The organism is Brevundimonas sp. (assembly GCF_030656255.1).
Classification (GTDB): Bacteria; Pseudomonadota; Alphaproteobacteria; order Caulobacterales; family Caulobacteraceae; genus Brevundimonas.
Map to the genome: position 1 here is coordinate 1 of NZ_JAUSOE010000084.1, position 10980 is coordinate 10980.

Sequence of the window (10980 nt, forward strand, 5' to 3'; positions counted from 1 at the left end):
GGGGTTAGGCGATAAGACCGCCACCGCTCGGCGCCCCGAGCTTGCAGGCCAACCTTCCGCGCGGGGCGTCAAACCTTCGTCGAAACGGTACTTCTAAATCAAAACTCCGGGCGAAGGCCCGGCGCCCCGCCCAGCCCTCCAGAACTTCGCAGCGAAAGCGCGGGGACGATCCCCCGCGCCGTCGCCGCACCCGGTTCAAATCGTCACCAAGGCGCCCTATGTCAGCGGGCTACCAAGGAGCCGCCTCTTGCTGATCGTTCTTTCTCCCGCCAAGCGGCTGGACTTCACCGAAGCCGACCCGGCCCTCCCGGGCACGGACCGCCGCTTTCTCGAGGACACCGCCAGCCTGGCGACCACGGCGCGGCGCCAGACCAAGGCCGATCTGCGCCGCCTGATGAGCATATCCGACGATCTCGCCACCCTGAATCTGGAACGGTTCAAGGCGTTCGATTCGGACTCGACCGACGGAGTCCAGGCCGCCTTCGCCTTCGCCGGCGACGTCTATGAGGGTCTGAAGGCGCGCGAGCTCGACGCCCCGGCCCTGGATTTCGCCCAGGCCCACATGCGCATCCTGTCGGGCTTTTACGGCCTGCTGCGGCCGCTGGACCGGATCCAACCCTATCGGCTTGAAATGGGCACGCGACTCAAGACCCGGCGCGGGTCCAGCCTCTATGATTTCTGGGGCGACCGGATCTCGAAACAGCTGAACGCCGACGCTGAAGGTCAGGCCGATCCGACCCTGGTCAATCTCGCCAGTCAGGAATATTTCGGCGCCGTCGACGCCAAGGCCCTGAAACTGCCGGTCGTCACGCCCCAGTTCCGCGAGGAAAAGAACGGCGAGAGCCGCATCGTCTCCTTCTTCGCCAAGAAGGCCCGGGGCGCCATGACCCGGTTCGCCATCGACGAACGGGTGGAACGGGTGGAGGACTTGAAGGCTTTCGACCGCGACGGCTACAAATTCGACAAGACCGCCTCGACGGACAACGAGTGGATATTCATCAGGTCGGGAAATTCTTGATCCCTGACCGTTCCTGCCGCTAGTCTCTCGCAAAAGCACCGAAGGGCGGATCCATGTTCAACTGGTCGAAGTCATCCAAGGGTCCCGGTGCCGCCCATGGCGATACGCCGGAGTTCCGCGACGTGGGCGACCTCAAGGGACAGGTCGCGATCATTTCCGGCTCGACCTCGGGCATAGGCCTGGCTCTGGCGCGGGCCGTGGCGGCGCGGGGCGGCGACGTGGTGCTGAACGGCCTGGGCGATCCGGCCGAAATCGAACGCACCCGCGCCGGACTTGAGGCGTCGTCCGGCGGCCGGGTCCGCTATCACGCGGCCAATATGATGCGCGGCGACGAGATCGCCGACATGGTGGCCTTCGCCAAGCACGAGTTCGGCCGCCTCGACATCCTGGTCAACAACGCCGGCATCCAGCACGTCGAATCCGTCGAGAAATTTCCCACCGACAAGTGGGAGCAGATCATCGCCATCAACCTGTCTTCGGCCTTCTACGCCACCCGCGCGGCCATCCCGATCATGAAGGCCCAGGGGCGCGGTCGGATCGTCAACATGGCCTCGGCCCACGGCTTGGTCGCCAGCCCGTTCAAGTCGGCCTATGTCGCGGCCAAGCACGGGATCGTCGGCTTCACCAAGACGGTGGCCCTGGAACTGGCCCAGGACAACATCACCTGCAACGCCATCTGCCCTGGCTTCGTCGAGACCCCCATCGTCGAGAAACAGATCGCCGACCAGGCTCGCACCCGCGGCATCTCCAAGGAACAGGTGCTGCACGACGTCATCCTGGCCGCGCAGCCGACCAAGAAGTTCGTGACGACCGACCAGTTGGCGGGCCTCTTCCTCTATCTGGTCAGCGACCTCGGCGCCTCTGCCAACGGCGCCAGCTTCTCCATCGACGGCGGCTGGACCGCGCAATAGACAAATGACCTAGGGGGCGGCGGCATGGCGATCTTCAGACGCAAGACCGCCGAACCGGCGGACATCGTCCCCTCGCCCTCGGGGCGGCGGCCCCTGTCCCTGGCGCTGCAGGGCGGCGGGGCGCACGGGGCCTTCCAGTGGGGCGTGCTGGACCGATTGATGGAGGACGGTCGGCTGGATGTCCGCGCCGTCTCGGGCGTCTCGGCGGGGGCCATGAACGGCACGGCCCTGGTCTCGGGCCTGGCCGCCGGCGACGCCCGCGCCGCTCTCGACAAACTGTGGCGCGAGATCAACCAGTCGGGCGGCCGCAACGTCTTCGGCGACAGCACCCTGTGGAACCCGGCCCAGACGCCGGACTGGATCAAGGACACCCCGCTATGGCGCGCCGGCGAGACCCTGGCCCTGTCCATGAGCCCCTATGAATTCAACCCGTTAAATCACAATCCTCTGAAACGAGTGCTGAAGGCGGCGGTCGATTTCGGCGCGGTCCAGGCCTCGGACGTCAAACTGTTCGTCGCCGCCACCGCCGTCCGCCAGGCCCGGGCCCGCATCTTCGAATCCGGAGAGATCACCGCCGACGTCCTGATGGCCTCGGCCTGCCTGCCCCATCTGTTCCAGGCGGTCGAGATCGACGGCGAACCCTATTGGGACGGCGGCTACCTGACCAATCCCCCGCTATGGCCCCTGACTGGCGACACCACGCCGGACGACGTCCTCCTGGTGACGCTGAACGCCATGGCCCGCGACGAGACGCCGCGCAGCGCCGGCGACATCGTCGAGCGGCTGAACGAGATCGTCTTCAACGCCCCCCTGGTCGCCGAATTGCGCGCCATCGCCATGGCCGGCGAGATGATCGCCAACGGCCAGTTGAAGGGCGGCGGCGGCGGTCCCTATCGCCAGGTCCGGCTGCACGCCATCGAGGCCGACGGCTGGCTGTCCGACCTGTCGCTGCGGTCCAAGTTCAACACCGAATGGAGCTTCCTCAATGATCTGAAGGCGCGCGGTCGCGCCGCCGCCGACGACTGGCTGGAAACTTGCCTGCCCAGCGTCGGACGCCGGTCCAGCGTCGACCTCCAGGCCCGGTTCGGCTAGCCGACGAAGCCGGCGGCGCGGCGCAGACGGTCGTTGATCGCCTCGCCCAGCCCCTGCGACGGGATCGGCGACACGGCGATGCCAATCGGGTGCATCCGGTCGGCTTCCCTGAACAATCTGAACAGGTTGGCGGCCGCTTCTCTCAGATCGCCCGAGACGCTCAGGCTCCAGCGCGGATCCCCCGCCCCCGGCCCGAACCCCAGAAGGATCTCTCCGTCACGGGGCTCGACGACGTCGATCCGAACCGGGGCGTCGGGGGCGTAATGCACGGCCAGCCGGCCCGGCGATCTGCGCCCCTCGCCGCCCTCCGCCAGCGGCCCGACCACGGCCTCGATCTCGATGCGGGTCACGGCGCCCGGCCGAAGCAGCGACACCCGACCGTCCAGCACCGACACGACCGTGCTCTCCAGCCCCACGGCGCAAGGCCCGCCGTCCACGGCCGCCGTCACAGCGAACCCCGTCTCCTCGACGGCGTCGGCGAAATTCGTCGGACTGGGCCGCCCGGACCGATTGGCCGAGGGCGCCACGACCGGCCCGTCGAAGGCCGACAGCACCGCCCGCGCAGCCGCATGGCCGGGAACTCGGATGGCCACGCTGTCCAGCCCGGCCCGCGCCAGATCGCAGACCCGCCCGCCGTCCCGCACCGGCGTCACCAGGGTCAAAGGCCCCGGCCAGAAGGCCTCGGCCAGCGCCCGGGCGGAAGCGTCAAACACACCTATGGCCTCGGCGGCCACGGCGTCGCCGACATGGGAAATCAACGGATTGAAGCGCGGTCTTCCCTTGGCCTGAAAGATGGCGGCCACCGCCTCGGCGTTGCCCGCGTCGGCGCCCAGGCCATAGACGGTCTCGGTCGGCAGCAGGATCAGTTCGCCCCGGCGCAGGGCCGTCGCCGCCTGATCGGCCGTATCGCCCAACCGCGCCTTCATGGCCGGCGCGGGATCAGCGGGATCATTCGATGCAGCACATTGTCGCGATTGATGAATTGATGCTTCAGCGCACCCAGCACATGAAGCGCGATCAGGACGTACAGACCCTTCATCACCAGTTCGTGGACCTCCATGAACCGACCCGCCGTCTCGCGCCCGCCGCCGACGGGCAACAGGGGCCAGTCGAACAGACCGAACCAGGCGATCTCACGCCCCGCCGCCGACGAGGCCAGCCAACCGGTCATCGGCATGGCGATCAAGACCACATAGAACAGCACATGGGTCGCCCGCGCCGCCAGCCTTTCCCAGCGCGGCAGGTGGCCCGGCAGAGGGATGGCCGGATGCGCCAGCCGCCAGCCGATTCGCGCCAGGGTCAGGACCAGTATGGTGAGGCCCACCGACTTGTGCAGCATGACGAACTGGCCCGACAGAGCGCCTTCCGTCTTCTCATGCGCCGTGATCAGCAGCACCTGGGCCAGCACGGCGAAGGCGATGATCCAGTGAAACGCCAGAGATACTGTCGAATAGCGATTGCGAGGTTCGGCCATGACTTCCCTTCCGTGGCGGCAGGGCGCCACTGTGCCCCGACGAAGAGCCTTGCGCCAAGCCGCTTGCGACGAGGGGCGATGACGAGGCACTTAGGCCTGAATACACACCGAGGAAACCCATGAGCTATCGCGCACCCGTTCGTGACCTGGCCTTCACCCTGGAGGCGATCGCCGGCATGGCCGACGTCGCCGCCACCGGCGCCTTCCCGGACTATGATTCCGACGTCGCGGGCGCCGTGCTGGAAGCGGCCGGACAATTCTCCGAAGAGGTGCTGGCCCCGTTGAACCGCATCGGCGACCAGCAGGGCTCGCACTATGCGAACGGCGCGGTCACGGCCGCCCCCGGCTTCGCCGACGCCTATCGCCAGTTCGCCGCCGGCGGCTGGACCGGTCTGTCGGCTCCCGTCGAGGTCGGCGGCCAGGCCCTGCCCAAGGCGCTGGAGCTGGCGGCCTATGAGACCGTCCACTCCGCCAACATGGCCTTCGGCCTTTGCCCCATGCTGTCCCTCGCCGCCATCGAGGCGCTGGACCAGGTCGGGACCGAGGACCAGAAGGCCAAATATCTGACCAAGCTGGTCAGCGGCGAATGGACCGGCGCCATGGTGCTGACCGAGCCGGGCGCCGGGTCGGACCTGGGCTCGCTGATCACCACGGCGACGCCCAACGGCGACGGCACCTACGCCCTGAACGGCCAGAAGATCTACATCACCTGGGGCGACCACGACGCCACTGACAACATCATCCATCTGGTGCTGGCCCGTCTGCCGGACGCGCCCAAGGGACCGAAGGGCATCAGCCTGTTCCTGGCGCCAAAGTTCGCGGTCAATGACGACGGCAGCCTGGGCGACCGCAACGATTTCCGCCCCGTCGGGGTCGAGCACAAGCTGGGAATTCACGCCTCCCCCACCTGCGTCATGAGCTATGAAGGCGCGCGCGCCGAACTGGTCGGCCGTCCGAACGAGGGCCTGGCCCATATGTTCGTGATGATGAACGCCGCCCGCCTCGCCGTGGGCGTCGAGGGGGTCGGCATCGCCGAACGCGCCTATCAGCACGCCCTTGCCTATGCGCTGGACCGTCGCCAGGGCCGCTCGGTCTGGACCGGCGAGGCCAATGCTCCAATCTTCGACCATCCCGACGTGCGCCGGATGCTGGGCGTGATTAAGGCCAAGACCTCGGCCGCCCGCGCCATCTGCCTGTCGACCGGCGTCGCCGCCGACCTGGCCCGTCATGCCGGAACTGAGGACGACCGCCGCCGCTGGAAGGCGCGCGAGGATCTGTTCACCCCCATCGCCAAGGCCTGGTCCACCGATGTGGGCTGCGAGGTCGCCTCGCTGGGCATTCAGATTCACGGAGGCATGGGCTTCATCGAAGAGACCGGCGCCGCGCAATACTATCGCGACGCCCGTATCGCGCCGATCTACGAGGGCACCAACGGCATCCAGGCCATGGACCTGGTCGGCCGCAAGCTGTCGATGGACGGCGGCGAGGCGGCCAAGGCCGTGATCGCCGACATGAAGGCGACCCTGGTGGCCTTGGCGTCTCTCTATTCCGGCAAGCCGCTCGAACGGTTCGCCACGGGTATCGAGGCGGTGCAGGACGCCACCCTGTGGCTGCTGGACCGCAAGGCCGACGCCGACGGCGCCGCCGATGTTCTGGCGGCCGCCGACGCCTATCTCAAACTGATGGGCGACGTGGTCGGCGGCTGGATGCTGGCCAAGGGCGCCCTGGCCGCCAAGGCGCGGCTGGACGCCGGTGAAGGCGACCCCGTTTGGCTGCAAGGCAAGCTGGACCTGTATGAGGTCTATGCCGCCAATGTGCTGGGTCATGTCTCCAGCCGCCTGGCGGCCGTGGGCCAGGGCGGCGACCTGCTGAAGCGGTTGACGGCCGAAGCCCTGACGGGCTGAGGCGGCGAGCGCCCGGCGCCTCACGGCGCCCGCGCGGCCTTCTGGTCCAGCAGGGCCACCGCCTCGCGGATATAGTCGGCGTGGACCACCACGCCGATCCTGAGCCGCTCGTCCTGGACGATGACTTCCTGGGTCAGCACCCCTGCGACATAGGGATGGACCGGCGACAGGTCCGACGAGGGCCGCGGCGGCGTCCAGAACACCGGTCCGCCCGAGTCGCCCGGAAAGACGGCCAGATCGAGCAGGAAGGTCGGAAAGGCGCTGATCGGCGTCAGCGGCCAGGATGCGATCCGCCCGACGCGCAGGATCGGAAACCCGGCGCGGTTGGCCGACAATCCCCGGGGAAAGCCCAGCGTCCGCATATCGTCGCCCGGCCCGACCTCGGCTGCGTCGAACGCCTCCCTGTCCGCCAGCCAGGCGATCGGAATGGCGTCGTGGGCGAAGGCGGCCGGCGCGCTGATTTCCATGACCGCAATGTCGCGGTCGTCCGGCTTGGTCCATAGCGGGTCAGAGTCTGCGTCCCTAATGGTCAGCGGCTGGGGATCGAAACGCCATCCCCCGTCCGGCAGTTCGACGCGCCATCCGATCCGCGCCTCGCTGTCAGGCATCCGGCTCAGCACATGATCGGCGGTGACCAGGACAGTGCGCGGCGTGCCGTCCGCCCGCGGCGCATTCAGCAGAAAGCCCGCGCCCACGGTTCGCGTACCGTCGCCGTTCGACTGGTCGATCTGCACCGTCGCCCGGATCATGGTCACGGTCAGATCCCTGGCGGAACGCGACACGGTCTGCGGGGCCTCGACAGAGGCTGTCGGCTGGGTCTGGAGGTCGAACATCAAGGCAAAGCGCCTCTCTGGGCTTTTCTTCATTTGACGCCGCCATGGGCCACGCACAAGGTTCGGGTCCGAATAAGGGGGCCTAACCGATGAACCGTCGCCAACTGATCCTCTCGACCGCCGCAACCGCCGTCGCGGTCGCCTCCCCCTCCCTCGCCAAGCCCGCTCAGACTACCGGACCCTCGATGCCCCAGCCCCCCGTCGCCAAGAAGATCCCTGTCGTCATCGAACAATTGGGCCGCACGCGGACCGACGACTATCATTGGATGAAGGACGACAACTGGCAGGCCGTGCTGCGCGATCCGACCCTGATCAAGGCCGACGTCAAGGAACACCTGACGGCCGAAAACACCTACCGCGAGGCCATGATGGCCTCCACCCTGCCGCTGCAGCAGGCGATGTTCACGGAGATGCGCGGTCGCATCAAGGAAGACGACAGCTCGGTTCCGGCCTCGGACGGCGATTGGAACTACTACGTCGAATATCGTACGGGCGACCAGCATCCCCGCTACATGCGCGTCGAGCGTCAGGGCGCGTGGATGATGGACGGTCAGCCGGTGACGAAAAACTTCGTCGTTGCGCCCGCGCCTCAACTGCTCCTGGACGCCAATGAACTCGCCGAGGGCAAGGCCTATTCTGAAGTTTCGGCCGCGAGCCACAGCCCGGACCACAGCCTTTTCGCCTATGCCGAGGACGCCCAGGGCTCCGAGGTCCACAAAATCTACGTCAAGGACCTGGCGACCGGCGAAGTTCTGCCTGACGTGATCGACAGCGCCACCGGCGACTTCGTCTTCTCGCCCGACAGCCAGTGGATCTTCTGGACCAATCGCGACGACAACGGTCGCCCGGACAAGATCTTCCGTCGTCCGGCGCGCGGCGGCGAAACCACCCTGGTCTATGAAGAGGCCGACGACGGCATGTTCATCGGCGTCGGCCGTACCGCCGACGACCAGTTCATCGTCATCGGTATCCAGAACCAGGAAACCTCCGAGGCGCGCTACATTCCCGCCGCGACGCCCACGGCCGAACCCGTGATGCTTGAGCCTCGCGTGGTGGCCCTCCGCTACGACGTCGATCATTGGAGCGACCGCTGGGTGATCCGAACCAATGCGGACGACGCCATCGACTTCAAGATCGTCCAGGCGCCGACCGCGACGCCCGGCAAGGCCCACTGGACCAATCTGGTGCCGCATACGCCGGGCCGGTTCATCGAGGGCCTGGATCTGACGAAGGATCACCTGGCCCGCCAGGAACGCGCCGACGCCAACACCCGCATCATCATCCGCGACCGCGCCGGCGCCGAGCACGAGATCGCCGTCGACGAACCCGCCTTCGCCCTGTCGCTGTCCGGCGCATCCGAGTTCGAGACGACCAACACCCGCTACAGCTACAATTCGCCGTCCACCCCGACCCAGACCTTCGACTACGACATGGCGTCGCGCGAGCGGACCCTGCGCAAGACCCAGCAGATCCCGTCGGGCCACAATATCGCGGACTATGTGGTCGAGCGGCTGAACGCTCCCGCCGCCGACGGCGAACTGGTCCCGGTGACGGTGCTGCGCCGCAAGTCGACGCCAGTGGACGGTTCGGCCCCGCTGCTGCTGTACGGCTACGGAAGCTATGGCATCCCGATGCCCGCCAGTTTCTCGACCAACCGCCTCTCGCTGGTCGACCGCGGCTGGATCTACGCCATCGCCCATATCCGCGGCGGTTCGGACAAGGGCTGGAACTGGTTCCTGAACGCCCGCCGCTTCACCAAGAAGAACACCTTCACCGACTTCATCGCCGCGGCGGAGCACCTGATCTCGACCGGCCACGGCAAGGCCGGGCACATCGTGGCCCAGGGCGGATCGGCCGGCGGATTGTTGATGGGGGCGGTCAACAACATGCGCCCGGACCTGTGGGCCGGCATCATCGGCCAGGTGCCGTTCGTCGACGTGATCAACACCATGAGCGACACCAGCCTGCCGCTGACGCCGCCGGAATGGCCGGAGTGGGGCAATCCGATCGAGGACCCCGAGGCCTACGACTATATGATGAGCTACAGCCCCTACGACCAGGTCGAGGCCAAGGCCTATCCGGCGGTGCTGGCGACCGGCGGCCTGTCAGACCCGCGCGTGACCTATTGGGAGCCGGAGAAGTGGGTCGCGAAGCTGCGGCCGGCGACGACCTCGGGCAAGCCGGTGCTTCTGAAGATCAACATGGAGGCCGGGCACGGCGGCGCCTCGGGCCGGTTCGACTATCTGAAGGAGGTCGCCCACGACTACGCCTTCGCGGTCTGGGCCATCGACAAGGGCTGGGAGCGGGTCTGACCGCCCGCCCGGCGGCGGCGACGCCTAGGGATCGAGGGTCCAGGTGTAATCGCCGGGATTGTCGGCGTGCATCGCGACGAAATTCTTCACCTCCTGGTGATCGTCGCAGTACTCGCTGCCCGTGGACCAGAAGGTATAAGGCCCCGGGTATTCCACGCAGAGCGCATGATTGCCCGACCACGACCGGCCGGACCCGTCCGTCGCGTCGGCGTACATGTAGAAGTTGGAATTGTCGGTGCTGACGAGGTCGGTGCAGACACCATTGGCGACGGCGTACCAGCCGCGATTGATGAACCTTCCGCTGCCGACCTCGACGTAGGACACGGCGACGGTGGCGTCGCGACCACTCTGATTGCAGACCTTGAGTTCGACCGTCGCCTGCGGGGCGGAAACCGGCGCGGGACCGGCCATGGCCGGCGGGGCCGCGGCAAGGATCAGGCAGGCGGCGACGGTCGCGCAGGTCATGGCTTTCATGGTCGTACTCTCCCCCGGTAAGAACAGCAGAATATCAAATGCGGCAGCCGAAGCCAGTGACGGTTGCTGACGGCGAACGGGGACCGCCATGGCTCGAACGATACGCGATGCAAGCGCAGACGATCTGCCGGCTATCGCCGCCCTGTACGGACATGAGGTTCTGAACGGCACCGCGACCTTCGAGCTCGAACCGCCCGGCGTCGGGGAGATGCAGCTTCGTTTCGAGGCCGTGCGCCGCCATGGACTGCCCTGGCTGGTGGCCGAGGCCGAGGGCGTCTTCGCCGGCTACGCCTACGCCTCGCCGTTCCGGCCCCGGCCGGCGTATCGCTATGGCGTCGAGGTGTCGATCTACGTCGAGACGGCCGCCCGGGGTCGGGGCGTCGGGCGGGCCCTCATGGAAGTGCTGACGGAACGGGTGCGCGGCCTGGGCTTGCGACATCTGATCGCGGCCATCAGCGACAGCGACAGCAGCGCGGCCTCGATCGCCTTGCACCGGGCGGCGGGCTTCGGCGACGCCGGGGTCTACCGGCAGGTGGGCTGGAAGTTCGACCAGTGGCTGGACGTGACCCTGATGCAGCTGGACCTGCACCCGGACGGCGCGCCGCCCCAGGGGCCGGGGCTGAACCTGGGCGGCGGACTCGCTTGAGATCGGGGACCGCAGCGCCTAGTTAGCCGCCATGCGCGCGCTTCAGGCCATGGTGATGCTGCTCGGAGCCCTTGCGGTTCTGATGACGAGCGCGGTTCCGGCCATGGCCATGCCGGGCGACGCCTCGCCGCCGCCGTGTCACGAGAAGGCCGCGGCCCATGGTGAAGCGTCGTCGCCATCCACCGACTCCGGCAAGGCGATGAAGGCCATGGACTGCTGCGTGGCCTGCGTGGCCGCGCCCGTTCTGCATCCGCCCGCGCGTTGCCGGGTCGCCGCGCCCCGGCCGATGGCCACGGCGTCGCTGACGTCGGCGGCG

Annotated in this window: 11 protein-coding genes; 7 read left to right on the plus strand and 4 right to left on the minus strand. The window is 67.6% G+C overall.

Annotation, left to right across the window (positions count from 1 at the left end):
• The first annotated feature begins 247 nt into the window (after positions 1 to 247).
• Genes yaaA through Q7J26_RS09065 form a run of 3 tightly spaced genes read left to right on the plus strand, consistent with a single transcriptional unit; the run spans position 248 to position 3021 of the window.
• A complete protein-coding gene (gene yaaA, locus Q7J26_RS09055; RefSeq protein WP_304936134.1) occupies positions 248 to 1018 on the plus strand; it encodes a peroxide stress protein YaaA in 771 nt (256 codons plus the stop codon).
• Between the two features lie 53 nt (positions 1019 to 1071).
• Positions 1072 to 1929 carry a 3-hydroxybutyrate dehydrogenase gene (locus tag Q7J26_RS09060; protein WP_304936135.1) on the plus strand — a complete coding sequence of 286 codons (858 nt, stop codon included), beginning with the start codon at positions 1072 to 1074 and terminating at the stop codon, positions 1927 to 1929.
• A gap of 24 nt (positions 1930 to 1953) precedes the next feature.
• A complete protein-coding gene (locus Q7J26_RS09065; protein ID WP_304936136.1) occupies positions 1954 to 3021 on the plus strand; it encodes a patatin-like phospholipase family protein in 1068 nt (355 codons plus the stop codon).
• On the opposite strand, the gene Q7J26_RS09070 is transcribed toward Q7J26_RS09065, so the two are convergent.
• Positions 3018 to 3947, minus strand: coding sequence for an L-threonylcarbamoyladenylate synthase (locus Q7J26_RS09070; RefSeq protein ID WP_304936137.1), 930 nt, complete (start codon positions 3945 to 3947; stop codon positions 3018 to 3020). The genes Q7J26_RS09065 and Q7J26_RS09070 overlap by 4 nt on opposite strands.
• Positions 3944 to 4495 carry a cytochrome b gene (locus Q7J26_RS09075; RefSeq protein ID WP_304936138.1) on the minus strand — a complete coding sequence of 184 codons (552 nt, stop codon included), beginning with the start codon at positions 4493 to 4495 and terminating at the stop codon, positions 3944 to 3946. Before Q7J26_RS09075 ends, Q7J26_RS09070 begins: the two co-directional genes overlap by 4 nt.
• Positions 4496 to 4614: 119 nt before the next feature.
• Between Q7J26_RS09075 and Q7J26_RS09080 the strand changes: the two genes are divergently transcribed.
• Positions 4615 to 6399 carry an acyl-CoA dehydrogenase gene (locus Q7J26_RS09080; RefSeq protein WP_304936139.1) on the plus strand — a complete coding sequence of 595 codons (1785 nt, stop codon included), beginning with the start codon at positions 4615 to 4617 and terminating at the stop codon, positions 6397 to 6399.
• A gap of 20 nt (positions 6400 to 6419) precedes the next feature.
• Here the strand turns inward: Q7J26_RS09080 and Q7J26_RS09085 are convergent, their stop codons facing one another.
• Positions 6420 to 7232: a serine protease gene (locus Q7J26_RS09085; RefSeq protein WP_304936144.1), complete on the minus strand. Its 813-nt coding sequence runs from the start codon at positions 7230 to 7232 to the stop codon at positions 6420 to 6422.
• An 89-nt stretch (positions 7233 to 7321) separates the two neighbouring features.
• Here Q7J26_RS09085 and Q7J26_RS09090 point away from each other — a divergent pair, with 89 nt between their 5' ends.
• Entirely contained in the window at positions 7322 to 9544 is a 2223-nt protein-coding gene (locus tag Q7J26_RS09090) for a S9 family peptidase (RefSeq protein WP_304936140.1), read from the plus strand.
• Between the two features lie 24 nt (positions 9545 to 9568).
• Here the strand turns inward: Q7J26_RS09090 and Q7J26_RS09095 are convergent, their stop codons facing one another.
• The gene (locus Q7J26_RS09095) at positions 9569 to 10018 is read right to left on the minus strand and encodes a DUF1036 domain-containing protein (RefSeq protein ID WP_304936141.1); all 450 of its coding nucleotides are present in this window, start codon (positions 10016 to 10018) and stop codon (positions 9569 to 9571) included.
• 88 nt (positions 10019 to 10106) lie between these two features.
• On the opposite strand from Q7J26_RS09095, the gene Q7J26_RS09100 reads away from it, so the two are divergent.
• Positions 10107 to 10664 (plus strand): GNAT family N-acetyltransferase, encoded by a 558-nt coding sequence (locus tag Q7J26_RS09100; RefSeq protein ID WP_304936142.1) that lies wholly within the window; start codon positions 10107 to 10109, stop codon positions 10662 to 10664.
• A 31-nt stretch (positions 10665 to 10695) separates the two neighbouring features.
• The coding region (locus tag Q7J26_RS09105; protein ID WP_304936143.1) for a hypothetical protein at positions 10696 to 10980 on the plus strand (285 nt) is incomplete at its 3' end.

Coding starts and splice junctions, on each gene's coding strand:
- Q7J26_RS09065 (WP_304936136.1), top strand. CDS start 1,954: ATGGCGATCTTCAGACGCAAGACCGCCGAACCGGCGGACATCGTCCCC.
- Q7J26_RS09085 (WP_304936144.1), bottom strand. CDS start 7,232: ATGTTCGACCTCCAGACCCAGCCGACAGCCTCTGTCGAGGCCCCGCAG.
- Q7J26_RS09070 (WP_304936137.1), bottom strand. CDS start 3,947: ATGAAGGCGCGGTTGGGCGATACGGCCGATCAGGCGGCGACGGCCCTG.
- Q7J26_RS09060 (WP_304936135.1), top strand. CDS start 1,072: ATGTTCAACTGGTCGAAGTCATCCAAGGGTCCCGGTGCCGCCCATGGC.
- Q7J26_RS09100 (WP_304936142.1), top strand. CDS start 10,107: ATGGCTCGAACGATACGCGATGCAAGCGCAGACGATCTGCCGGCTATC.
- Q7J26_RS09095 (WP_304936141.1), bottom strand. CDS start 10,018: ATGAAAGCCATGACCTGCGCGACCGTCGCCGCCTGCCTGATCCTTGCC.
- Q7J26_RS09080 (WP_304936139.1), top strand. CDS start 4,615: ATGAGCTATCGCGCACCCGTTCGTGACCTGGCCTTCACCCTGGAGGCG.
- Q7J26_RS09075 (WP_304936138.1), bottom strand. CDS start 4,495: ATGGCCGAACCTCGCAATCGCTATTCGACAGTATCTCTGGCGTTTCAC.
- Q7J26_RS09090 (WP_304936140.1), top strand. CDS start 7,322: ATGAACCGTCGCCAACTGATCCTCTCGACCGCCGCAACCGCCGTCGCG.